The 23609-nt window shown below is 74.3% G+C and carries 23 protein-coding genes and 1 pseudogene; 16 read left to right on the plus strand and 8 right to left on the minus strand.

The window, feature by feature from the left end:
• Positions 1-46: 46 nt before the first annotated feature.
• Positions 47-1492 (minus strand): NCS2 family permease, encoded by a 1446-nt coding sequence (locus BKA00_RS02445; RefSeq protein ID WP_185023373.1) that lies wholly within the window; start codon positions 1490-1492, stop codon positions 47-49.
• Between the two features lie 169 nt (positions 1493-1661).
• Here BKA00_RS02445 and BKA00_RS02450 point away from each other — a divergent pair.
• From BKA00_RS02450 to BKA00_RS02485, 8 genes and pseudogenes are all read left to right on the plus strand, one after another.
• Positions 1662-1994 (plus strand): annotated as a pseudogene (locus BKA00_RS02450) (PucR family transcriptional regulator); the annotation flags it as partial.
• Positions 1995-2008: 14 nt separating this feature from the next.
• Positions 2009-3307 carry a helix-turn-helix domain-containing protein gene (locus BKA00_RS02455; RefSeq protein WP_185023374.1) on the plus strand — a complete coding sequence of 433 codons (1299 nt, stop codon included), beginning with the start codon at positions 2009-2011 and terminating at the stop codon, positions 3305-3307.
• A gap of 68 nt (positions 3308-3375) precedes the next feature.
• Positions 3376-4512 (plus strand): DUF5685 family protein, encoded by a 1137-nt coding sequence (locus BKA00_RS02460; protein ID WP_221492986.1) that lies wholly within the window; start codon positions 3376-3378, stop codon positions 4510-4512.
• A gap of 110 nt (positions 4513-4622) precedes the next feature.
• A complete protein-coding gene (locus tag BKA00_RS02465; protein WP_185023376.1) occupies positions 4623-5258 on the plus strand; it encodes a copper resistance CopC family protein in 636 nt (211 codons plus the stop codon).
• Positions 5251-7299: a bifunctional copper resistance protein CopD/cytochrome c oxidase assembly protein gene (locus tag BKA00_RS02470; protein WP_185023377.1), complete on the plus strand. Its 2049-nt coding sequence runs from the start codon at positions 5251-5253 to the stop codon at positions 7297-7299. The genes BKA00_RS02465 and BKA00_RS02470 overlap by 8 nt, the downstream gene beginning before the upstream one ends.
• A 58-nt stretch (positions 7300-7357) precedes the next feature.
• Positions 7358-8590: a histidine kinase gene (locus tag BKA00_RS02475; protein WP_230298504.1), complete on the plus strand. Its 1233-nt coding sequence runs from the start codon at positions 7358-7360 to the stop codon at positions 8588-8590.
• Entirely contained in the window at positions 8587-9237 is a 651-nt protein-coding gene (locus tag BKA00_RS02480) for a response regulator (RefSeq protein ID WP_185023378.1), read from the plus strand. Before BKA00_RS02475 ends, BKA00_RS02480 begins: the two co-directional genes overlap by 4 nt.
• 96 nt (positions 9238-9333) lie before the next feature.
• Entirely contained in the window at positions 9334-10431 is a 1098-nt protein-coding gene (locus BKA00_RS02485) for a baeRF3 domain-containing protein (protein WP_185023379.1), read from the plus strand.
• A gap of 13 nt (positions 10432-10444) precedes the next feature.
• On the opposite strand, the gene BKA00_RS02490 is transcribed toward BKA00_RS02485, so the two are convergent.
• The gene (locus tag BKA00_RS02490; RefSeq protein WP_185023380.1) at positions 10445-12172 is read right to left on the minus strand and encodes a hypothetical protein; all 1728 of its coding nucleotides are present in this window, start codon (positions 12170-12172) and stop codon (positions 10445-10447) included.
• Positions 12173-12273: 101 nt separating this feature from the next.
• On the opposite strand from BKA00_RS02490, the gene BKA00_RS02495 reads away from it, so the two are divergent.
• Genes BKA00_RS02495 through BKA00_RS02505 form a run of 3 tightly spaced genes read left to right on the plus strand, consistent with a single transcriptional unit; the run spans position 12274 to position 14968 of the window.
• Positions 12274-12948, plus strand: a complete 675-nt coding sequence (locus BKA00_RS02495; protein ID WP_185023381.1) for a response regulator transcription factor — start codon at positions 12274-12276, stop codon at positions 12946-12948.
• Positions 12945-14432, plus strand: a complete 1488-nt coding sequence (locus tag BKA00_RS38565) for a sensor histidine kinase (protein ID WP_185023382.1) — start codon at positions 12945-12947, stop codon at positions 14430-14432. Before BKA00_RS02495 ends, BKA00_RS38565 begins: the two co-directional genes overlap by 4 nt.
• The gene (locus BKA00_RS02505) at positions 14429-14968 is read left to right on the plus strand and encodes a hypothetical protein (protein WP_185023383.1); all 540 of its coding nucleotides are present in this window, start codon (positions 14429-14431) and stop codon (positions 14966-14968) included. The genes BKA00_RS38565 and BKA00_RS02505 overlap by 4 nt, the downstream gene beginning before the upstream one ends.
• A 90-nt stretch (positions 14969-15058) precedes the next feature.
• Here the strand turns inward: BKA00_RS02505 and BKA00_RS02510 are convergent, their stop codons facing one another.
• From BKA00_RS02510 to map, 4 genes are all read right to left on the minus strand, one after another.
• Entirely contained in the window at positions 15059-15775 is a 717-nt protein-coding gene (locus BKA00_RS02510; protein WP_185023384.1) for a metal-dependent hydrolase, read from the minus strand.
• A 206-nt stretch (positions 15776-15981) separates the two neighbouring features.
• Positions 15982-17034 carry a DNA polymerase ligase N-terminal domain-containing protein gene (locus BKA00_RS40230; RefSeq protein WP_185023385.1) on the minus strand — a complete coding sequence of 351 codons (1053 nt, stop codon included), beginning with the start codon at positions 17032-17034 and terminating at the stop codon, positions 15982-15984.
• A 19-nt stretch (positions 17035-17053) separates the two neighbouring features.
• Positions 17054-17743 (minus strand): ComEA family DNA-binding protein, encoded by a 690-nt coding sequence (locus tag BKA00_RS02520; protein ID WP_185023386.1) that lies wholly within the window; start codon positions 17741-17743, stop codon positions 17054-17056.
• Between the two features lie 58 nt (positions 17744-17801).
• Complete coding sequence (map, locus tag BKA00_RS02525) at positions 17802-18653, minus strand: type I methionyl aminopeptidase (protein ID WP_185023387.1); 852 nt, start codon at positions 18651-18653, stop codon at positions 17802-17804.
• 68 nt (positions 18654-18721) lie between these two features.
• Here map and BKA00_RS02530 point away from each other — a divergent pair, with 68 nt between their 5' ends.
• Complete coding sequence (locus tag BKA00_RS02530; protein WP_185023388.1) at positions 18722-18898, plus strand: hypothetical protein; 177 nt, start codon at positions 18722-18724, stop codon at positions 18896-18898.
• Here BKA00_RS02530 and BKA00_RS02535 read toward each other — a convergent pair whose 3' ends face one another.
• Positions 18899-19495 carry a hypothetical protein gene (locus BKA00_RS02535; protein WP_185023389.1) on the minus strand — a complete coding sequence of 199 codons (597 nt, stop codon included), beginning with the start codon at positions 19493-19495 and terminating at the stop codon, positions 18899-18901. It abuts the gene before it with no gap.
• A 91-nt stretch (positions 19496-19586) separates the two neighbouring features.
• Here BKA00_RS02535 and npdG point away from each other — a divergent pair, with 91 nt between their 5' ends.
• The 4 genes from npdG (at position 19587) to BKA00_RS02555 (ending at position 22584) form a co-directional block, all read left to right on the plus strand.
• Positions 19587-20282 carry an NADPH-dependent F420 reductase gene (gene npdG, locus BKA00_RS02540; RefSeq protein WP_185023390.1) on the plus strand — a complete coding sequence of 232 codons (696 nt, stop codon included), beginning with the start codon at positions 19587-19589 and terminating at the stop codon, positions 20280-20282.
• Between the two features lie 37 nt (positions 20283-20319).
• Positions 20320-21423 (plus strand): potassium channel family protein, encoded by a 1104-nt coding sequence (locus BKA00_RS02545; RefSeq protein WP_185023391.1) that lies wholly within the window; start codon positions 20320-20322, stop codon positions 21421-21423.
• 77 nt (positions 21424-21500) lie between these two features.
• Positions 21501-21824, plus strand: coding sequence for a hypothetical protein (locus BKA00_RS02550; protein ID WP_185023392.1), 324 nt, complete (start codon positions 21501-21503; stop codon positions 21822-21824).
• A gap of 10 nt (positions 21825-21834) precedes the next feature.
• A complete protein-coding gene (locus tag BKA00_RS02555; RefSeq protein ID WP_230298503.1) occupies positions 21835-22584 on the plus strand; it encodes a hypothetical protein in 750 nt (249 codons plus the stop codon).
• Between the two features lie 126 nt (positions 22585-22710).
• On the opposite strand, the gene panB is transcribed toward BKA00_RS02555, so the two are convergent.
• On the minus strand, positions 22711-23562 hold the full coding sequence (gene panB / locus BKA00_RS02560; protein WP_185023393.1) for a 3-methyl-2-oxobutanoate hydroxymethyltransferase: 852 nt from the start codon (positions 23560-23562) through the stop codon (positions 22711-22713).
• Positions 23563-23609 lie beyond the last annotated feature (47 nt).

A 23609-nucleotide genomic window follows, 5' to 3' on the forward strand; every position in this document is an offset into this window, starting at 1 on the left:
CGTCCGTGTTTCCCCGGGGCGCCCGCGCGGGCGCCCCGGGCGGGGGTCATCCGACGCCGAGCCACTCCTCGATGGGGTGGATGGCGAAGAAGACCACGAACAGGGCGGCCACGATCCACAGGGCGGGGGAGATCTCGCGGATCTTCCCGCGCGTGGCCTTGATGACCACGTAGCCGACGATGCCCATGCCCAGCCCGGTGGTGATCGAGAAGGTGAAGGGCATCAGCACGATGGTGAGGAACGCCGGAATCGTGATCTCCAGGTCGTTCCAGTCGACCTTGGCGACCTGCGTCATCATCAGCGCGCCGACCACGACCAGGGCGGGCGCCGCGGCCTGCGCCGGGACGGTCGCCGCCAGCGGGGTGAGGAACAGCGTCACCGCGAACAGCGCGCCCGTGGCGATGTTGGCCAGGCCGGTGCGGGCGCCCTCGCCGACGCCCGCCGCCGACTCGACGAACACCGTGTTCGCCGACGAGCTGGTGAGCCCGCCGAACGCGGCGGACAGCCCGTCCACCGACAGGATCCGGCCGAGGCGGGGCACCTCGCCCTTCTCGCTCACCAGGCCCGCCTCGTCGCTGATGCCGAGGATCGTCCCCATCGCGTCGAAGAACCCCGACAGCACCAGCGTGAACAGCACGACCAGCGCGGTGATCACTCCGGCCCGGGCGAACCCGCCGAACAGGGAGATCTGCCCGAACAGCCCGAAGTCGGGGGCGGCGAAAAGCTTGTCGGGCATGTCCGGGGTGACCACGCCCCAGCCGCCCTTCTTGACGGACGCGTTCTCCTGGATGAGCACGGCCCCGACCGTCCCGGCGACGATGCTGATCAGGATCGCGCCGGGCACCCGCCGCACGTACAGGACGATCATCAGAACCAGGGTGGCCGCGAACACCAGCGCCGGCCACGTCTCCAGCCGGCCGCCCGTCCCGAGCGACAGCGGCGGGCTCGTGGCGCTGGAGGTGACGAACCCGGCGTCGTAGAGGCCGACCAGCGCGATGAACGCGCCGATCCCGACCGCGATCGCGTGCTTGAGCGCCAGCGGGATCGAGTTCATGATCCGCTCGCGCACGCCGGTGACCGCCAGCAGCACGATGACCACGCCCTCGATCACCACGAGGCCCATCGCCTCCGGCCAGGTCATCACCGGCGCCGCCTGGAAGGCCACGACCGCGTTGATGCCGAGGCCCGCGGCGAGCGCCAGCGGCGCGTTCCCCACCAGGCCCATGATCACCGTGGTGACCGCGGCGGACAGCGCCGTCATCGTGGTCAGCTGCGGGATCGACAGGGTCGCCTGGTTGACGTCCTTCGCCCCGCCGAGGATGAGCGGGTTCAGCAGGATGATGTAGGCCATCGCGAAGAACGTGGTCACGCCGCCGCGCAGCTCGCGCGGGACGGTGGTGCCGCGCGCGGTCAGTTCGAACAGCCGCTCCAGCGGCCCGCGCCCGCTCGCCAGTGGTGAATCGTCGGCCGGTTCGGCCTGGGTCTTGGACATGACGGGCGCTCCGCTTTCAGCAGCATGGTGTTCGGAAACGGCGTGCACAGGGTAGCCGTCCGGGACCCGGGTGAGGCCAGAGGGCCGCGCGAAGAGATGTCGGCGGGACGTGATTCGCGGCCTTCGCAGCGTGACGGGGGTGATGCGCCGCCTATAGCCTGCCCTGGTGCGAATGCGAGACTCCGCCGGGGCGACCGCCCTGGACTCCTACGCGTGGCTGCTGGCGTCCGTCCCGGAGCGGACGCGGTCGTCCTTCCGCGCGCGGATGCTCGGCCCCCTGGAGGAGTACGACAGCACCAGGCAGGCCGATCTCGTGCACACGCTGGAGGTCTTCCTGTCCTGCTCGGGCTCCTGGAGCCGCACCGCGACGCGGCTGCACGTCCATGTGAACACGCTTCGGTACCGAATCCGGCGAATCGAGGACCTCACCGGTCGGGATCTCGGCAGACTTGAAGACCGAGTCGACTTCTTCCTCGCCCTGCGCGCGGCGAGCACCTTGTAGGCGGTGGTCAAACGATGGATCGGGAGACACTGGGGCAGCGCATTCGCGCCCTGCGGATCCGGCAGGGCGTGAGCCAGGCGCAGCTCGCCTTCCCCGAGCTGTCCGACAGTTACATCTCGCTGATCGAGAGCGACAAGCGGGTGCCGGCGCCGAGCGTCGTCGACCTGCTGGCGGCGAAGCTGAACTGCTCGGCCACCTACCTCGTCAGCGGCGTCAGCGAGGACGTCGTGGACGAGCTGCGCGTCACCCTCGACTACGCCGAGATCGCGCTCAGCAACGGCGCGGCGGCCGAGGCGCGGGCCCGGTTCGCCGAGGTGCTCGCGAGCGCCGACGCGGTCGCGCTGCCCGACATGCTGCACCAGGCCCGCTGGGGCCACGCGCTCGCGCTGGAGGCCGCGGGCGAGCTGGAGGAGGCGATCTCCGAGCTGACGACGCTGACCGAGCAGGCGTCCGCCGAGGCCGACCTCGACCACTGGGCCAAGGTGCACGTCGCGCTGAGCCGCTGCCTGCGCGAGCGCGGCGACATCAGCGCGGGCGTGGAGGCCGCCGAGACCGCGCTGCGGCACCTCGTCGCCACCGGCGCCGACTCCACCGACGCCGCCGTGGACCTCGGCGCGGCGCTGCTGTCGGCGTTCATCGAGCGCGGCGACCTCGTCCGGGCCCGCCAGCTCGCCGCCCAGCTCGTCGAGCGCGCCGAGCGGATCGGCAGCCCCCGCGCGCGCATGGTCGCCTACTGGGAGGCCGCCTACGTCGCGGAGATCCGCGGCGAGTACGACGACGGCGTCTCGCTCGCCGAGCGGGCCCTGATGCTGGCCGGCGACGGCGAGGACCCCCGCAACCTCAACCGGCTCCGCGTCATCTACGCGGGCCTGCTGCTGCGGGCCAAGCCCGACCAGGCCGCCCGCGCCCGCGAGCTGCTCGCCCGGGTGCGCGGCGAGATCAGCGCCAGCTCCTCCGGCGAGATCGACGTGGCCTGGTGCCTGACCGAGCTCGCCCGCGCCGAGACCGCGCTCGGCCGCCCCGCCGAGGCGGTGGCGCTCGCCGAGGAGGCCCTGGACCTGCTCGGGGACGCCCCGCGCCGCGCCACCGCCGGGGCGCTGACCGTGCTCGGCGAGGCCTCGGTGCGGCTCGGCCGGCACGACCGCGCGGTCGAGGTGCTGACCCGGGCCGCGACCTGCCTGGAGGAGATGGAGTCCTCCCGGGAGGCCGCGCAGGCGTGGTTCGACCTCGCCGAGGTGCTGGCCGGGACGGGGACCTCCGACGGGCCCCGGATGGCCGCCTACCGCCGCGCCCTGACCTGCGTGGGGGTCTGATCGGACCGTTCCGGCCGAACCGTTTCGCGCTCCGCCGCGTCCATGAATAATGCTGCGGTCGGTGTGAGATGGGGGAGTTCTTCGTGTTCGGTGTTGTTCGGCCCTGCCGTCATGTTCTGTGCGGATCCCTGTTCAAGGACTGGATGGCCCACCTGTGCGGGCTGTGCCTGACGCTGCGGGCCGAGCACGGCCAGGCCGCGCGGCTCGTCACCAACTACGACGGGCTGCTGGTGTCGGTGCTGGTGGAGGCGCAGGCCCCGGAGTTGTCGCCGCGCCGCAAGGCCGGGCCGTGCGCCCTGCGCGGGATGAGGACCGCCGAGGTCGTCACCGCGCGGGCGCAGGGCGCGCAGCTCGCCGCGGCCGCGTCCCTGCTGCTCGCCGCGGGCAAGACGCGCGACCACGTGGCCGACGGCGACGGGCCCTACGCGCGCCGGCTCGTGGCCGCCGCGGCCGGACGGACGGCCGACCGGTGGGACGCCGCGGGCGGCCGCACGGGCGCCGCCGTCGGGTTCGACCCGGCGGTGCTGCGCGACGCCGTCGCCCGGCAGCCGCTCCTGGAGGCGGCCCCCGGCCTCGGGCTCCTGGATCTGACCGAGCCGACCGAGACGGCGGTCGCCGCCGTGTTCGCGCACACGGCCGTCCTGGCGGGCAAGGAGGGCAACACCGAGACGCTCGCCGAGGCGGGCCGCTTCTTCGGGCGCCTCGCCCACCTCATCGACGCCGTCGAGGACCTCGCCGAGGACGAGGCGGCGGGCGCGTACAACCCGCTCCTCGCGACCGGCACCACCCTCGACGAGGCCCGCCGGCACGCCGACGACGCGCTGCACGGGCTGCGGCTCGCGCTCGCCGAGCTGGAGCTGGAGAGGCCGCGCCTCGTCCGGGCCCTGCTGGACCGCGAGGCGGGGCGCTCGGTCGGGCGGGCCTTCGCCGCCCCCGCGGACCTGGCCAGGCGGGGGCCGCGGCCCCCGCGCCCCGGCTGGCCGATCCCGTGCTTCACCGGGACGCTCGTCTGCGCCACCTGCGGGATCTTCCAGCCCGAGTGGAGCGACCACCACGGCGACTCCTGCGACGACCGCTGCTGGTGCACCCGGCACCTCGACGGCTGCGACGGCGGCGGCTGCGACGGGAGCTGCTGCGACTGCTGCAACTGCTGTGACTGCTGCGACTCGTGCGACTGCTGCGGCTGCGACTGCGGGTGCAACTGACCGGCGCCGCCCCTCCCGGCCCGCCGCCGTCGCGGACCCGGGACGTGTCATGGCGGCGGGCTCAGTAGGGTAGACGGAGCCCTTCGACTCACTAGAGAACCCGGCCCTCCATGAACATGCTCAAGTCCCGCCGGCCCCTGCGCCGCCTCGGTCTGATCGCCGCCGCCGCGCTCGCCTTCGGCGCCTTCACCGCGCCGCCCGCGATGGCGCACACGAAGCTGGTCGGCAGCACGCCCGAGAAGGGCAAGCCGGCGGACGCGGTCACCGAGGTCACGCTGGTCTTCAGCGACAAGATCAGCCTGGCGAAGGTCGTCGTCAGCGACGGGAAGAAGAAGGAGTTCCAGGCGGGCGCCGCCGAGCGCGCCGGGACCAAGGTCACGCAGAAGCTGTCCGGGCCGCTGCCCGCCGGCTCCTACACGGTCGCCTACCGGGTCGTCGGCGAGGACGGACACCCGATCGAGGGGAACGACCTGACGTTCAGAGTGACCGGTGGCGGCGCCGAGGGCGCCGCGCCCGCGCCCACCGCGGGCGGGGTCGGCGCCGAGGAGCAGACCGGCCCGGCCGCCAACTCCGACGAGCAGCCGCTCAAGGCCGACCAGGAGAAGAACGAGGCCGAGGAGGACTCCGGCTCGGGCATGCTGCTGTGGGTGCTGATCATCGGCGGCCTGCTCGTCGGCGTCGGCATCGGCGTGGCCATCGTGTTCCGCGCCAAGCGCAAGCACCAGGCGGCAACCGGCGGTGAGTAAGGGGAGCCTGGCCGTCTGGCGGGCGGGGGCGGCCGCCCTGGCCGCGTGCGCCGTCCTGCTGGTGGCCGGGCTCGTCCTCGGCGGCTCGGCCACCGAGAAGGTCATCCCCGGCCTCGGCGACGCGGGCGCCCTCACCCGCTGGGGGCTGCCGGTCTCCCGGGCGGCGACGGACCTGCTGTCCGCGCTGACCGTCGGGGCCCTGCTGGCCGCGGCCGCGTTCCTGCCCGTCGAGGGCGGGCGCGCCGCGCCGCGGCTGTCCGGGGACGCCCTCGGCTACCTGAACGCCGCCTCCTGGATCGCCGCCGCCTGGGCCGCCGCCGCGGCGGCAACGCTGGTGTTCACCGTCGCGGACGTGCTCGGCCAGCCGGTCGGCGACGTCCTCACCGGCAGCGAGCTGAGCAGCTACGTCGGCTCGCTGCCGCAGGGCACAGCCCTCATGATCGTGGTGCTGCTGGCCGTCGTGGTGGCGCTGCTGGCCCGCACCACCACCACGCCCGCCGCCGCGTTCGGGCTGCTCGCCCTGGCCGGGATCGCGCTGCTGCCCGCGCCGCTCACCGGGCACTCGGCCTCGGCCGCCAACCACTCCACCGCGACGACCGGCGTCGCCCTGCACGTCGCCGCGGTCGCCCCGTGGGTCGGCGGGCTCGCGATCGTCGGCGCCCACACGCTGCTGCGCCGCGACCGGCTCGCGCTGGTGGCGGAGCGGTTCAGCCGCATGGCCCTCTGGTGCTACGTCGTCGTCGGCGCCAGCGGCCTGGTGAACGTGATCGCCCGGCTGCCGGATCCGCGGGAGATGGTCGAGACCGACTACGGACGGCTCGCGCTCGGCAAGATCATCGCGTTCTGCCTGCTCGGCTGGTTCGGCTGGTGGCACCGGACGCGGACGCTGCCCGCGGTGGCGGACGGCAGGCCGGGGGCGTTCGCCCGGTTCGCGTCCGTCGAGGCCGCCGTGATGGGCGCCACCATGGGCCTCGCCGTCGCGCTGGCCCGGACCGCGCCGCCCGCGCCGGCCGAGCCGGAGTCCGCGGTCAAGTCGCTGCTCGGCTACGACATGCCCCCGCAGGTCACCCCCGTGCGGCTGCTGACGCTGGGGCAGTTCGACCTGTTCTTCGCCGCGCTCGTCGTCGTCCTCGGCGGCCTGTACCTCGCGGCCGTCGTCCGGCTGCGGCGACGCGGCGACTCCTGGTCCTGGGGGCGCACCGCGTCCTGGCTGATCGGGCTCCTGACGATCGTGGCCGTCACCCAGACCGGCGTCGCCAGGTACGCGCCGATCCTGTTCAGCGTGCACATGGCGCAGCACATGGTGCTGAACATGCTGACGCCGATCTTCCTCGTCGTCGGCGCGCCGGTGACGCTGGCGCTGCGGGCGCTCAGGCCCGCCCGCGTGCGCGGCGACCGCGGCCCGCGCGAGTGGCTCACCGCCGTGCTGCACAGCCGGTACCTCGCGGTCATCGCCCATCCCGCGGTCGCGACCCTCGTCTTCGTGGTGAGTACGTTCGTCCTGTACTTCACGCCGCTGTTCGAGGCCGCGATGCGCAACCATCTCGGCCATATCGCGATGATGGTCCACTTCCTGGCCAGCGGGTCCCTGTTCTTCTGGGTGCTGCTCGGCGTCGACCCGGCGCCGCGGAAGCTGCCCTATCCGGCCCGGCTGCTGCTGCTGTTCGTCACGATGCCGTTCCACGCGTTCTTCGGCATCGCCCTGATGAACATGAGCCAGGCGCTCGCCCGCGGCTGGTACACCGCCGTCGACCCGCCGTGGGGCACCACGATCCTGCACGACCAGCACACCGGCGGCTCCATCGCGTGGGGCTTCGGCGAGGTGCCGACGTTCATCGTCCTGATCGTGCTGGCGTTCCAGTGGTACGCCCACGACCAGCGGCAGGCGCGGCGCATGGACCGCAAGGCCGACCGGGCCGCGAGCGCCGGGGGGCGCCCCGAGGACGACGAGCTCGCCGCCTACAACGCGCGCCTGGCCAAGCTCGCCGAGCGCGACCGCGCCGCCGGAGACCGCGCCGCCGGAGAGAAGGACAACGCGTGAGCTCGCCTTCCCCCGTACGGGGGAGTGTCCGGGCCGCCGATTCTGTCAGGATCAGGACGTGCTCCGTGTGCTCCGCCCGCTGATCGAGCGGACGACCTGGCGGCGCTGGTCCCACCTCGTCGTGGGCGGCGCGCTGCTGATGCCGTACTGGTTCCTGGCGATCAGCATGACCCCGCTGCTGCCGATGGGCAACAGCCTGTTCAAGGGCGTGCTGATGCTGGTCGTCATGCCGGCGGCCGCGACGTTCGTCACCGGGCTCGTGCCGACGGTGCGGCTGCTGGAGAGTTCCCTGGCCAAGGAGCTGCTCGGGGGGCCCGCCGCCGGGCTCGTGCCCGGTTCGGCGGGCACCTGGGAGAGCCGCGGCCGCACCGCCGCGTGGTTCACGCTGCACCTCGGCACGGGCGTCGTGGTCAGCGGGCTGAGCCTGGTCCTCCCCCCGGCCGCCGTCGTGATGCTCATCGCGCCGGCGGTGAGCTGGGACACCCGCTTCCTGAAGTCGTGGGGCTGGCAGGACGCCTGGCACCAGTGGCCCGCGCCGCTGATCGGGCTGGCGTCGCTGGCCCTGCTGCTCGCGCTGATCGTGGGGGCGGGCGCGCTGCTGGCCCGGCTGGCGCCGGTGTTCCTCGGCCCGTCCGCCGCGGAGCGGCTGGCCGGGATGCGGGCCGAGGCCGTCAGGCTCGCCGAGCGCAACCGGCTGGCGAGGGAGCTGCACGACTCGGTGGGGCACGCGCTCAGCGTGGTGACCCTGCAGGCGGGGGCGGCCGGGCGGGTGCTGGACAGCGACCCGGAGTTCGCCCGCGAGGCGCTCGCCGCGATCGAGGACTCGGCCCGGGCCGCGCTGGAGGACCTCGACCACGTGCTCGGGCTGCTGCGCGACGACCGCTCCCGGCCCGCCCCGCAGGCCACGCTGAAGGACCTCGGACGGCTGCTGGAGCAGACGCGGATCGCCGGGGTGGCGCTGGACGCCGAGGTGGACCCGGAGGTGGAGCACGTCCCGGCGGCGGTGTCGCGGGAGGCGTACCGGATCGTCCAGGAGGGCCTGACGAACGCCCTGCGGCACGCGGGGAAGGTGCCGGTGCGGCTGCGGCTCGGCACCGACGGGGAACGGCTGGAGGTCGAGATGACCAATCCGCTCGGCGCGACCGGCGGCGAGGGCGCGGGCCACGGCGGCGGCCGCGGTCTCGGCGGGGTCCGCGAGCGCGTCACCGTGCTGCGCGGCGACATGAGCGCCGGGGCCGACGGCGACCGCTGGCGGTTCCGCGTCTCGCTGCCGCTAAGGTCCGGATCATGACGATCAAGGTTCTTCTCGTCGACGACGAGCGGCTGATCCGGGCGGGGCTCGCCGCCATCATCGACGCCGAGGACGACCTGGCCGTCGTCGGCGAGGCGTCGGACGGGACGGAGGTGCCGGGCGAGGTGCGGCGGCTGCGCCCCGACGTCGTGCTGATGGACGTGCGGATGCCGCGGCTCGACGGCATCCAGGCGACCCGCCACATCCTCGCCACCGTGCCGGAGCCGCCGCGGATCATCGTCGTCACCACGTTCGAGAACGACGAGTACGTCTACGACGCGCTGAAGGCGGGCGCGAACGGCTTCCTGCTCAAGCGGACGCGGCCGGAGGAGATCCTGCAGGCGATCCGGATGGTCGCGCACGGCGACAGCCTGCTGTTCCCGGCGGCGATCCGGGAGCTGGCCGGGCGGCACGGGACGTCCGCCGCCGGGGGCGCGGCCTGGCACGCCCGGCTCACCGAGCGGGAGGGCGACGTGCTGCGGCTGATGGCCAAGGGCCAGTCGAACGCCGAGATCGCCGGTGAGCTCTTCGTGAGCCCGCAGACGGTGAAGACGCACGTGGGGAACATCCTCGCCAAGATGCAGGCCCGCGACCGGACCCAGGCAGTGATCTTCGCCTACGAGACGGCCTTCATCACGCCGGGATGACGTCCCGGCCCGCAAATCGGACGGGCCTTACGCCTCATTTACCGACAAGTCGCTACAAAAGAGACAGAAACAATAAAGAGCGACGATCGGGGGATCATGGACGCTGTCACCCTGTCCGCGCTGCGCAAGCCGAGGCCCTACCCCGCGGTGTCGGTGCTGATGCCGACGCACCGCTCCGCCCGGGACGGCCGGCAGGACCGCATCCGGCTGCGGAACCTGCTGGGGGAGGTGCGCCGCCGCCTCCACGACGACCCCCGGGTGGAGCCCGACGCCGCCGACCACGTCGTCCGGGGGCTGGAGCGCGCCGCGGGCGAGGTCGACCCCCGGCACGCCTCCGACGCGCTCGTCCTGTTCGCCGCCCCGCACGGCGAGCACCACGCGTTCACGATCGGCCAGCCCGTGGACGAGCGGGTGGTCGTCGACACCGGGTTCGCCACCCGCGACCTCGTGGCCGCCTTCACCCGCACGCCGCGCTACTGGCTGCTGTCGCTGTCGGACCACCGGACGCGGCTGTGGAGCGGACTCGGCGCGGAGCTGACCGAGTACGCCCGCGGCGGCTTCCCCGTCGAGCCCGAGCCGATCGACGAGGCGAGCGCCGGACGGCAGGCGCGGCGGGCCGCGCAGGGCGGCGAGGGCGAGCGCCGCCGCCAGACCATGCGTGACGTGGTGGCCGCCCTCGAACGCGTCCTCGCCCGGGACCGGCGCCCGCTGGTCGTCGCCGGGGTCACCCGGCACCAGGCGGTCTTCGACGAGGTGGCGGGGCCGCACGTCACCGTGGCGGGACGCGTCGACGGCAGCTTCGACGGCGCCTCGCCGAGCGCGCTCGCCGAGGCGGCCAGGCCCGCGCTCGCCGCCTACGAGGACCTCCGCGAGGTCGGCGTGCTGTCGGAGCTGGAGGCGGCGCGCAGCATCCAGCGGTACGCGGGCGGGCTGTGCGAGGTGACGGAACTGGTGGAGGAGGGCCGCGGCGAGCACCTGGTCGTCGAGCGCGGCTACTACGCGCCCGCGGTGCGGACCAAGGGCGAGCTGATCCCGGTGGAGGGCATGCCCGGCGTGCTCAAGGGCGCGGACGTGGTCGACGACGCCGTCGACCACGTCATCGAGACGGTGCTGGAGTACGGGGGCGAGGTCACCTTCGTCTCGGACGGCTTCCTCATCGACCACGACCGGATCGCGCTGGTGACGCGCTACTGAGCGCTACCGAGCACTACCGGTCGGCGCCCGCGCAGGACGGGTCGTGCCAGGCCACCCAGGACACCGACCAGAACCGTCCCGCGTGCGGCAGCCAGCCCGCCGGGTGCGCGGGCCAGGACGCCTCGGGCGGCGTCCCGTCCGGGAGGGGCACCACGACCGTGCACACGCCCGGGGCGGGCGGCCGTCCGGCGCGGACGTCGAACGCTCCGAGGCGCGTCCACCACACGGGGTACATCAGCGCGGTCCTGACCGCCCAGTTGAGCGACGCGTCCGTGACGACCCCGCCCGAGGCCGGGCCGGGGAGCGGGGGCTCGGCGGGGACGCGCCGAGTGTGCGGCCCCATCGCGAACGTCAGCGCCGCGACGTTCACCCCGGCGATCGCGACGGCCGCCAGGGCCGTCGCCTTCGGCCTGGTCAGCACGAGCAGGCCGCCGAGCAGGGCGAGCGCGGCGAGTGTCGCCTCCTGGAGGTGCAGCCCGCTCCGGTCGGCGGTCAGGAACGTGACCTCGGGGAAGTCGAAGCCGATGAAGATGTGGGTGCGGAGCCGCTCGCCCGCGTAGGCGGTGACCCACAGCGCGGCCCCCTCCAGGAGGAGGGCGCTCGCGGCCGCCAGCCGGATCGCCGGGCCCGCGGTGAGGCGCCCGAGCGCCGCGGCCCCGGCGAGGGCGTAGACCAGCGCCACGCACGCCAGGTAGCGGCCGTAGGCGAAGTTGCCCACCCGGTGCTCGTCGGGCAGCGCGGCCGAGGAGGCGTAGGCGATGCCGCAGGTGGCGGCGAGCAGCACGCCCGCCATGAACCTGTCCGCCGCGGGCGTCCGCCGCCGCGCGAGCACCGCCGCGACGGCCACCAGCCCGGCGCCCGCCAGTCCCCAGGTGGACACGACCAGGTACCAGAGCTGCCCCGCCGCGCCCGACAGCGCCCACTCCTGCCCCGGGACCGTGGTCAGCCGGGACGCCAGGATCCCGGCGAGGTCCCGCGTGCCGCGCGGGTACAGCTCGGCGCGGATGTGCGCGTTCAGCGCCGAGCCCGCCGCGTACCCGGCCAGCGCGACCGCGCCCCCGGCCAGCGCGGCGCGGATCCGCCGGCGCCCGGACAGGGCCATGGCCACCAGGGCGGCGGCGTGGACGGCGAGCAGGATCGTGCCCCGGGTGTGCACGGCCGCCGCGAAGGACGCGGCCAGGCTCGCGAGGGCCGCGTCCCCGGCCCGGCCGTTCCGGACGAACCGGTCCAGCGCCAGCAGCCAGGCCGGCACGAGGGTCGGCAGGACGGCGTCCGCGAGCGCGAAGGCGCCGAAGAACGTCGTCGCGGGCAGCAGCGCCGCCGCGAACGCCAGCGGCAGGGCGGGCCGGCGGGCCAGCCCGAAGCGGCGGGCCGCCGCGTACCCGAGGGGGAACAGGGCCGCCCCCAGCAGCGCGTTGATCGTGATCACGGTCGTGTAGACCGTCGCCGGGGCGGAGGAGAACCAGAAGGCCGGGGTGAGCAGGAGCGGGTATCCGCCCTGGTAGAAGGTGTTCCCGGACAGGTCGCCGCCCGGACCGCCGGCCAGCAGGCGGGCGGCGAGCAGGTAGCCGGTCTCGTCCGGGTTCGCCGCCGGGCCCGTCCGCGACCAGGCGAACCACAGCCGGACCGCCGCCTGCGCGAGCACGCCGGCGGCGAGCAGCCACGGCAGGGCGCGCGGCCGGCGGGGGCCCGGCGGGGCGGGCGGCGATTGACGGCGGGACGGGAGCAGGGCGAGCGACATGCGCTCCACGGTTCCGGCGGCCCGTCATGATCTCGTGCCGAAGATGTCCGGATCTCGTGACACAACCCGGTTGATGATCGCGGACGGCCGATAATGACCGGGTGGCGAGCATTCTGCTGATCGAGGATGATCCGTCCGCCCGGACGGCGCTGGAGCTGGCGCTGACCCGCCAGGGACACGGGGTGACGTCCCGGGCCACCGGCGAGGACGGCCTGGAGGCGCTGCGGGCGCGCCGGCCCGAGATCGCGATCCTGGACGTGATGCTGCCCGGCATCGACGGCATCGAGGTGTGCCGCCGGATCCGCCGGGAGGACCCGCTGCCGGTGATCCTGCTGACCGCGCGGGGCGACGACCTCGACATCGTCCTCGGCCTGGAGGCCGGCGCCGACGACTACGTGGTGAAGCCCGTCGAGCCCCGGGTCCTGGACGCCCGGATACGCGCGGTCCTGCGCCGCGCGGACCAGACCCGCCTCGACCGGTCCGTCTACGGCGACCTCGTCGTCGACCGGACCTCCCTGAAGGTCACCAAGGACGGCACCGACCTGCGCCTCACCCCGACCGAGCTGCGGCTCCTGCTGGAGCTGACGCGCCGCCCCGGCCAGGCCCTCACCCGCCAGCACCTGCTGGCCGAGGTGTGGGAGCACACCTACCCGGGCGACTCGCGGCTCGTGGACGCCTGCGTCCAGCGGGTCCGCGCCAAGATCGAGGACGAGCCGGCCGAGCCGCGGCTGATCGAGACGGTCCGGGGCTTCGGCTACCGGTTCACCGCGCCGTGAGGGGCCCCCTCCGGCTCGCCGCGCCGTGGGTGCGGCGCCTCCGGTTCACCGGGCTCCGGGTGCGCCTCGCGGCCGCGTTCACGGCGGTCGCGCTGCTGGCGTCCGTGCTCGCCTCCGGCATCTCCTACGTGCTGCTGCGGCGGGTGATGCTGCAGCGCGCCCAGGACGCGGTGATCAACGACATCCGCACCACCCTCGCCCAGCAGATCCCGTCCGACCTGCCGCCCGACACCGAGCCGCTGGTGTCCGCGGCGCTGGAGGACGCGCTCGCCGGGGCGCCGGGGCGCCGTGCGGTCGCGGTGCCGACGCGGCCCGACGAGGCCGAACTCCCGCCGCCGGACATTCTGGACGTCCCGGTGACCCCCGAGTTCGCCCGGCGCGCGACGCGGGGCGTGGTCTTCCAGCGCGTCGAGCGGCACGGCACCCCCTACCTGCTCGTGGGCGCCAGCGTCACCGGCTTCCGGACGTCGCCGGAGGAGCCGTGGCGCACGACGCCGCCGATGGTGTTCGTCTCCGCGAGCCTGCGCCGGGAGGCCGCCGACCTGTGGCTGTTCACCCGCACCCTGCTGATCGCGGACGCCGCGGCCCTGGCGGCCGCGCTCGCCCTCGCGCTGCTGGCCACCGGGGGCGTGCTGCGCCCGGTGCGCCGCCTCGGCACCGCCGCCCGCGCGCTCGGCGAGGGAAGGCTGGACACCCGCGTCCGGGTGCAGGGCCGCGACGAGCTGGCCGACCTCGCCCACACCTTCAACCGCACCGCGGAGGCGCTGGAGCGGACGGTGACGGAGCTGCGGGCGATGGAGGCCGCGTCCCGCCGGTTCGTCGCCGACGTCTCCCACGAGCTGCGCACCCCGCTCACCTCGATGATCGCCATGACGGACGTGCTGGCCGAGGAGTCCGCCGAGGGCGGCGGGGGTGGCGACGCCGCCACCCGGCTCGTCGCGGACGAGACCCGGCGGCTCGGCACGCTCGTGGAGCACCTGATCGAGATCAGCCGGTTCGACGCGGGCGCCGCCGCCCTGGTCCTGGACGACGTCAACGTCGCCGACGCGGTCGGCGCGACCCTGGAGGCGCGCGGCTGGCGGGACGAGGTGGCGGTGGAGGGCCCCGCGGACCTGTTCGTCCGGCTGGACCCGCGGCGGTTCGACGTCATCGTCGCCAACCTCGCGGGGAACGCCCTCAAGCACGGGCGCCCGCCCGTCTCGCTGCGCTTCGGCCGTCCGGAGGGGGAGGAATCGGGCGGAGTGCGGGTCGTGGTCGCCGACCGCGGACCCGGCCTTCCGGCCGACGTGGCCACGTCGGTCTTCGACCGGTTCGTCAAGGCGGAGGCGGCGCGCTCGCGCAGCGAGGGCAGCGGCCTCGGCCTGTCGATCGCCAGGGAGAACGCCGTGCTTCACGGGGGCACGCTGGAGGCGGCCAACGGGCCGGAGGGCGGTGCGGTGTTCACCCTGTGGCTGCCCGACGGAGAACGGGACGAGCGCTCATGAGGCGGACGGGCCGGGCGCGGGCGCTCCTGGCGATGGCGGCCTGTGCCGTCCTGGCCGGGTGCGGGATCCGCCCGACGGGGATCATCAGCGCGGGGGAGGGCCCGCGGGCGCGGGCGTACGCCGCCACGATCACCGTCTACCTCGTGCGGGGCGGGGGGACCGCGGAGAGCGGCACCCTGGTGGCGGTGACGAGGCCCGGCCTGCCCGGGCGACCGAACCTGGCCGTCCCGCAGCTGTCCATGCCGCCCACAGCGCGGGAGCGCGCTCTCGGGCTGCACACCGAGATCCACGAACGGCTCTACGCGGACGCCGCCGCCGACGGGGCCGGCCCCACCGGTCACCGCTCCGTGCTGGACGTCCGGGCGTCCGGCCCGACCAGGCCGGCGACGTGGTCGCGGACGGCCAGGGCCCAGATCGCGTGCACCGCGCAGGCCATCCCGGGCATCGAGCGCGTCAACCTGTGGAGCCGCACGGACGAGGAGAGGGACGAGCGGGAGATCCTGACCTGCGGCCAGTTCTCCGACCTGCTCGACTGATACCGCCGCTCCGGCCGCCGAGGCCGCTTCCGATGCGGACGAGGAGCCACGAGCCGATGGCTCGCATGCCGGACGGGGAGGACGGTGCGTTCAGCCGCGCGTCAGCCACTGGGCGGTGAGGTCGCCGAGCACGGAGCGGACGGTCAGGATCGCGATGCCGAGGATCAGGACCGGCATCACCACCCACCGCTCCACCTTGCCGTCCGTCCGCGGGATGACGGGGACGTCGATCCGCCACGGCAGCGGCCAGAACACCGGGCAGCCCCGCGGTGTCAGGCAGTCGCCGGCGACGTGGGCCAGGCAGCCGAGCGTCACCGCGAACCCGACGAAGCTCATATCGATCTTGTGCATGAGCCAGACGGCGATCAGGGCCAGCGCGCAGTCCGCCAGCGCCGACTGCGGCTCGGCGCCCTCGAAGTCCAGCCCGACGCCGCGCAGCCCGAGTCCCACGATCATGAACAGGCAGGCCCACCAGGCCCAGACGTAGTGGGTGGCGAGGGTGTCCATCGCCCAGCCGATGCCGACCGCGAACAGGATCGAGTGGGTCGCCTGCCGGTGCCCGCCCGACAGCTTCCCGATCCACTTGCACATGTGGTTCGTGATCGGCCCGAAGGTGTTGGCGATCCGGCCGTTGTGGTGGTCGATGTCGGGCAGGATCGCGGCGCCGGCGCACACCACGGCGCCCGCCATGATCTGCTCCGGCGACAGCGCCACCGCGTACTCGCCGAGCAGCCGCTCCTGCCCGAGGATCGGGACGGCGCCCAGCCACGCCAGCGCGCCGCTCAGGGCATGCGTCTTGCCCATCATGTGCCGTTCCCCCGCCTTCCAGCGCGTACCGCCGCCCGTCTCAGGGCGGGACTCTAATCCGCTCCTGATCGTTTTCGGCGAAGACGCGCCGAACGCGGCGTCACGTCCTTTTGATGCCCGGAGGCCGCCGCCGGTTCCGCCAGGGGCACGGGTTCTCTCCGCGCGCTCCGGCGCGGATCAGGCGGCCGGGGCGGACCGCGGGCGGGTCAGCGCCGCCTCTTCGGACGGGACGGGACGAGACGCCACGCGCCGGACTCCTCGCCCGGCTCGTAGGGGGAGTCCAGGCGCTTGGCGACCACGCCGGGCAGCCCCTGGCCGCGCGCCGCCTCCAGGACGGCGGCGCCGTCCCCGGGGAACCAGGGGGCCGTCTGCCAGCGGGGTCCCGACAGGCCGAGGTCGTCGAGCCGCTCCCGCCGCTCCCGGTAGGGGACGTCCAGCAGCGGGTGCCCGTCCAGGTGCGGCACGTCGTAGACCATGTAGGTCTCGCGGCCGTCGAGGACGGCCAGTTCCCCGTCCAGCAGCGCGGGCCGGACGCCGAGCTGCGCCCCGAGCCGGGAGCCGAGCCCCCCGGGGCCGTCCACGGCGCGGCCGCGCCCGTCGGTGAACCGGGTCCGGCCGCCCTCGACGTAGGCGGCCAGCCGCCTGCCGCCCCACGCGAACTCGAAGCCCCACGCGTCCGGGTCGCGGGGGAGGCGGGCCCGCTCCTGCGGCCGCATCGGGCGCAGCGACTCCGGGAGCGGCTCGGCGTCCGGGTCCGCGGGCGGGTCCATCCGGTGGATCATCCAGTTCCTGCCGCGCGTCCTGAACAGCACGTAGCGGCCGGACACGCGCGAGCCGTGGATGACGACCTTCACCTCGCGCTCGGACCACTTCTCCGTCTCGTAGGTCCCGCGGTCCCAGATGGTCATCTTCCCGGCGCCGTACTCGCCGCGCGGGATCTCGCCCTCGAAGGCGGCGTACTCCAGCGGGTGGTCCTCGGTGTGCACCGCCAGGTGGTTGGTGTCCGGGCTCCACGGCAGTCCCTTCGGCACGGCCCACGACACGAGGACGCCGTCGCGTTCGAGCCGCAGGTCCCAGTGCAGGCTGGTCGCGTGGTGCTCCTGGACGACGAACGTGTCGTCGTTCCCGCGCGGGAGCGCCTCGTCGCCGGGCACGGGCTCCGGCGTCCGTCCGGGATCGCGCCTGTCCCGGTACTCAGCGAGCCGGTCGCCCTCCCGGGCGGGGGGAGCGGCGTGCTTCTCGGGCTTCTTCGGGGTCACGCCCGCTGCATACCCGCCCTCAGAGGATGAAGACGGCGTACTCGGCCAGATCGCCGGTGAGGGAGGGCGGGAGCCCCGCCACGGCGGACAGCTCCTCGGCCGACACGAACCCGCCCGTCTCGGCCCGGACCCGCTCGATCACGGCCGCCAGCTCCGGAGTGACGCCGGGAAGCAGCGTCAGCGTCTGCGCCGGCGCGTGGTTGACGTCGACGAGCCCGCCGTCGTTGTACTGGTGCGGCAGGTCGGGCCGCCCGATGCGCAGCTCCTTGGCGAGCCCCGGGTCGGACGCGGCGAGGTCCCGCGCCTTCTGCCGCAGCAGCCGCTGCCGCTTGACCCGCTCCACCACGGCCTCGTTGTCGACGCCCGACAGGCCGTGCGGGTCGAACACCTTCCGCCGGATCAGGAAGGCGTGCCCGCAGCCCACCACCGCCAGGACGGACATCAGCATGCCGGCGGCCCGCACGGTGCCCTCGTCCTCGCCGGTGCCGGAGAGCATGAACAGCATCAGCGCGAACACCCCGGCGTACGCGACCGTCGACACCAGCAGGTGCAGGCTCCGCCGCCACAGCAGCGCGGCGGCGAACGTGAACGGCGTCGCGAAGCCGAGGCTCAGGAACGGCAGCGCCGCCCACGTGACGCTCAGCGCCGCCTGCCCCGGCGGCATGCTGTCGGAGGGAACCCTCGGCTCGTACGGCGCTGGGGCGTTCATCTCTCGAGGGTCTCCCGGGCCGGATGTGGGCGAATCGGACTCCAGATCGAGGGATGGGTCACGGCAGGGTGAGGATTTCGTGGCCGTCCTCGGTCACCAGCAGGGTGTGCTCGAATTGCGCGGTCCGCCTGCGGTCCTTGGTGACGACCGTCCAGCCGTCGTCCCAGATGTCGTACTCGTGCGTGCCGAGGGTCAGCATCGGCTCGACGGTGAACGTCATGCCCGGCTCGATGATCGTCGTGGCGGCCGGGTCGTCGTAGTGCGGGACGACGAGGCCGGAGTGGAACGTCGTGCCGATCCCGTGCCCGGTGAAGTCGCGCACGACCCCGTACCCGAACCGCTTGGCGTAGGACTCGATGACCCGCCCGATCACGTTCAGCGCCCGGCCGGGCTTGACCGCGCGGATCCCGCGCATCGCCGCCTCGCGGGTGCGCTCCACCAGCAGGCGCGACTCCTCGTCCACGTCCCCGCACAGGAACGTCGCGTCGGTGTCGCCGTGCACGCCGTCGACGTAGGCGGTGATGTCGACGTTGATGATGTCGCCGTCGCGCAGGACCGTGTCGTCCGGGATGCCGTGGCAGATCACCTCGTTGATGGAGGTGCACAGCGACTTGGGGAACCCCCGGTAGCCGAGCGTGGAGGGGTAGGCGCCGTGGTCGAGCATGAACTCGTGCCCGACGGCGTCCAGCTCGTCGGTGGTGATCCCGGGGCGGACGTGCCTGCCGACCTCCTCCAGCGCCTGCGCGGCGATCCTCCCGGCGACCCGCATCCGCTCGATGACCTCGGGCGGCTTGACGTCCGGCTCACCCGTCCGCGGCCGCTGCTTCCCCACGTACTCCGGGCGCGGAATGTTCGAGGGAACCTTGCGCATCGGGGAGACGCGTCCGGGTCGGAGCAACTGGGTCGTCATAGTGATGGAGTGTAGTCAGCGCGATCCGGGCACACTTCCGTGCCAGCGCATGATCGAGAGGAGCGCCGATGGCCGGTGACGACGGTGACTGGTGGTTCTGCCTGAAGCACATGAAGGTCGAGCACGGGGCCGGCTGCCCCGGCAAGGACCGGATGGGCCCCTACAAGACCGAGGGCGAGGCCGCGGACGCCCTGGCCATCGCCCGCGAGCGCAACGAGGCGTGGCGCAGGCAGAACGAGGACTGACTAGTCCACGACCGGGCCGGAGACGGCGTCGAGGAGCCGGGCGAGGCGGCGCCGGATCCCGCGCGAGCTCCGCGCCGGCTCCCGGCCCGCGGCCGCGCTGACGAGGTGCTGCGCCCCGTCGAACGACATGAGGGCCTCGCCCGGCGGGACGGTCAGCGCCTCGTGGGCGAGGCCGCGCAGTTCGCGGTCGCCGCCCTCCAGCGCGAGGACGGTCGCCCCGGTGCGGCGCGCGTCGTCCACCCGCTCCAGCAGCGGAACGGGCGCCCCCTCCTCGGCGACGACGAACAGCGTCTCGCCGCGCCGGGCCGCCTCCAGCCGCTCCAGCCCGACCCGCAGGTGCGCGGGCGCGTCGGCCGGAGGCCGCCAGCGCACCAGCGTGGGCGCGAGGCCCGGGGCGTCGCCGAGCCGGCTCTCGTCGTCGAGGTGCGCCGCCAGATGCCAGGGGTCGCCGGTCGGCGTGCCGACCAGCAGGAGGCCGCCGGGGGTGCGGGACGTGACGCGCAGCGCCCGGCCGAACTCCTCGGTCCGCTCAAGCCAGCCCGTCGCCGACAGGACCTCGCGCAACATCGATATCTGCTCGGCGTCCACGGGCACCATGGTGCCTCACCGCGCGTCCCGGGCAGGCCCTTTCGGCGATGCGGGAGCCCGGCGCCGGGCCACCGGGGAGCGGCCTGGCAGACTCGGCCGCATGACTGAGCAGCAGCAGAAGACGCCCTACGACCTTCCCGACGCGAGCGGCCTGACCATCGGCATCCTCGGCGGGACGGGCGACCAGGGCAAGGGCCTCGCGCGCCGGTTCGCGCTGGCCGGGCACCGGGTGACGATCGGGTCGCGCAAGGCTGAGCGCGCCCGGGCCGCCGCGGACGAGCTCGGCGCGGACCTGCCCGTCTCCGGCGCGGAGAACCCGGTCGCGGCCGGGGAGTCCGACGTGGTGATCGTGGCGGTGCCGTGGGACGGGCACAGGGCCACGCTGGAGTCGCTGCGCGCCGAGCTGGCCGGCAAGATCGTCGTGGACTGCGTGAACCCGCTCGGCTTCGAGAAGGGCAAGGGCGCGTTCGCGCTGCCGGTCGAGGAGGGCAGCGCCGCCGAGCAGGCCGCGGCCGTCCTGCCCGACAGCCGGGTCGTGGCCGCCTTCCACCACGTGTCGGCCAGGCTGCTGCTCGACCCCGAGGTGGACGAGATGGAGCTGGACGTCTTGGTGCTCGGCAACGACAGGGAGGCCACCGACCTCGTCCAGGCGCTCGCCGGGCGGATCCCCGGGATGCGCGGCGTCTACGGCGGGCGGCTGCACAACGCCCACCAGATCGAGGCGTTCACCGCCAACCTCATCTCCATGAACCGCCGCTACAAGGCCCACGCGGGACTGCGCATCACGGACGTCTGACCGCGTCCCGGACGGCCGGTCCCGGTACCGTGCCAGGATGAACGGTCCGGACGCGGCGCGAAGGCCGCTCGTCCTGCTGCCGTCGGCGAGGACGGGGCCGCTGCGCGCGGTGGGCAGGCGGGTCGGGCTGGCGTTCGTCCTGCTGCTCATGGTGGTGGCCGTCGTCTACGCCGACCGCGGCGGGTACCGCGACACCGGCGACGGGCGGCTCTCGCTGCTGGACGCCTTCTACTACGCCTCGGTGACCATGTCCACGACCGGGTACGGCGACATCACCCCGGTCGGGGACGGCGCGAGGCTCGTCAACATCGTCTTCATCACGCCGGTCCGGGTGCTGTTCCTCATCGTCCTCGTGGGCACGACCCTCGAGGTGCTGGCCGAACGCACCCGCGACGACTGGCGGAGGTCCCGCTGGAGGGCACGCGTGCGCGACCACATCGTGGTGGCCGGTTACGGCACGAAGGGCCGCAGCGCCATCAGGACCCTGCTGAGCACCGGGGTCCCGCCCGAGTCGATCGTGGTGGTGGACCCGGACCCGCGGGTGGTGGCCGAGGCCGCCGAGGCCGGGTTCGCGGGCGTCGTCGGGGACGCGACCCGCAGCTCGGTGCTGAGGCAGGCCTCCGTCGAGCGGGCCCGCGAGATCGTGGTGGCGAGCGCGCGCGACGACACCGCGGTGCTGATCACGCTGACCGCCCGGCAGCTCAACCCGCACGCGGGCATCCAGGCGGCCGTGCGCGAGTCGGAGAACGTCCCGCTGCTGCGCCAGTCCGGCGCCGACCACGTGGTGACCTCGTCGGAGGCGGCGGGGCGGCTGCTCGGGGTCTCCACCACGCAGCCGAGCGTCGGCGAGGTCATCGAGGACCTGCTGGAGCAGGGGAGCGGCCTCGACCTGGTGGAGCGCGAGGTCCACCCCGACGAGGTCGGCGGCCCGCTCGGCGCGGTCCGCGCCCCCGCGCTGGCGGTGGTGCGGGGCGGCCGGCTGCTGCCGTTCGACGACGCCGGCTGCGCGGCCCTCGAACCGGGCGACCGGCTGATCGTGGCGCGGTCCTCCTCCCGGCGCCGCGGCCCGTCCGGGGCGGAGGAGGAAGACGTCCGGGACGGGGCCGGGCAGCCGGACGGCCCCGGAGAGCGCGACCACTGACCGGGCGGGGAGCGGTTCGGGCCTGCCGCGCGTCCTAGTCCTGGCATACCATCGCAGTGGCGACAGGCGGGGTGGAGATGAGAGAGAACCGGTCGGCAGATCCGTGGAGCGCGTTCCTGGCACCTTCCGGGAGGAGCGGCGGCGTCCGGCCGCCGGGTGCGGCGCTCGCCGGTGAGCCGGGCCGCGCCGCCGGGTACGCCGATCCGGCCGCGGAGGACGCGTGCCGCCGCGTGCTGGCGCAGTTGCGGGCGGCCAACGGCCCGCTGTCGCTGGAGCAGATCCACCACTCGACCCGGCTCGGGCTGCTGGAGGTCGCCGACGCCGTGGACCGGCTGCGCGACCGCGGCCTCGTCGCGGTGGAGCGGGAGATCGACGAGGTCGTCCGGCTGACGGGGGAGTGACCGCGGCCCGATGACCGGATACGTCGTCGCCGTCTCGCTGAGCTGCCTGGTCGGCATCGCCGAGCTGGTCAGCCGGTACCGGGACCGGCCCACCACGCTGGTCCGGGTGCCGAGCACCTGGGCGTACGTGCTGATCAATGGGGGAGCGGGCGCGGGCTCCCTGCTGCTCCTGCACACCTTCGGCTGGCGGTTCGGCGTCCAGTCGCCGCACGTCGCCGAGGCGACGCAGGTGCTCGTGGCGAGCCTCGGCTCGATGATGGTGTTCCGCAGCGCGGTGTTCACCGTGCGGGTCGGCGACGAGGACGTCGCCGTCGGGCCGAGCACGCTGCTGACCTCGCTGCTGGCCGCCGCCGACCGGGGCGTCGACCGGATGCAGGCCAAGACCCGCGCGCACGAGGCGGGCGAGATCATGCGGGGGGTCTCGTTCGCCAAGTCGCGGCTCGCGCTGCCGACGTACTGCCTCGGCCTGCTGCAGAACGTGTCCGCCGAGGACCAGGCCGACCTGCGCACGGCCGTGGACGCGCTCGCCGGCAGCGAGATGACCGACGGCCAGATGGCCCTCAACCTGGGGCTGCTGCTGATGAACGTCGCCGGACCCGACGTGCTGCGCTCCGCCGTGGAGACGCTCCGCGACGAGATCACGGCGGACGGCGCGCCACCGCGCCGCCTCCCGCCGCCGCGCGACGGCCAGGACCACGACGGCGGCCGCTCCGGCGGGGGAGCACGGCCCGAACCCGTCCGCTCCAACCCCGACCAGTAGCGGACGCCGCACGTCCGGAAACCGCATACCGCCGGAAACACACACGGCCGGAAGCACACACGGCCGCGCCGGGGGCGGCGCGGCCGTGCGGGGGTGGGCCTGGTTCGGCGCTGGGGCCCGTGCCCGCTAGTGGTAGGTGTGCTCCGGCGCCGGGTAGACGCCGCTGACGACCTCGTCGGCGTAGGCGCGGGCCGCCTCGCCGAGCAGGGTGTTCATGTCGGCGAACTTCTTGACGAACTTCGCGGTGTGCGGGGTGAGCCCGGCCATGTCCTGCCAGACGAGGACCTGTGCGTCGGTCTGGTTGCCGCCGCCGATGCCGATCGTCGGGATGGACAGGGACGCGGTGACGCGGGCGGCGAGGTCCTCGGGCACGCACTCGAGGACGACGGAGAACGCGCCCGCCGCCTCCAGCGCCTTGGCGTCGGCCATCAGCTCGTCGCCGTCCTGGCCGCGGCCCTGCACCCGGTAGCCGCCGAACGCGTTCACCGACTGCGGGGTGAGGCCGAGGTGGCCCATCACCGGGATGCCGGCCGCGACCATCGCCTCGGCCTGCGGGATGATCCGGCGGCCGCCCTCCAGCTTGACCGCGTGGGCGCCGGTCTCCTTGAGGAACCGGGTGGCGGCCGTCAGCGCCTCGGTGACGCCCGTCTGGTAGGAGCCGAACGGCAGGTCGGCGACCACCATGGCGCGCTTGGAGCCGCGGACGACGGCCGCAGTGAGCGGGATGAGGTCGTCGACGGTGACGGGGATGGTCGAGTCGTAGCCGTAGACCACCATCGCGGCGGAGTCGCCGACGAGCAGCACGGGGATGCCGGCCTCGTCGAAGATCCGCGCGGTGAGCGCGTCGTAGGCGGTGAGCATCGGCCACTTCTCGTGCCGCTGCTTCGCCGCGGCGATGTCGCGTACGGTCACCCTTCGCCCGCTCGTACCGCCGTAGAGTGCGGTCGGCTGTGCCGGGGGTGCGACAGATGAAGACATGCAGAACCTCCGCTGGTCTTGAGGCGCCACTGCGGCGTACCCAGACG

The organism is Actinomadura coerulea (assembly GCF_014208105.1).
Taxonomy (GTDB): domain Bacteria; phylum Actinomycetota; class Actinomycetes; order Streptosporangiales; family Streptosporangiaceae; genus Spirillospora; species Spirillospora coerulea.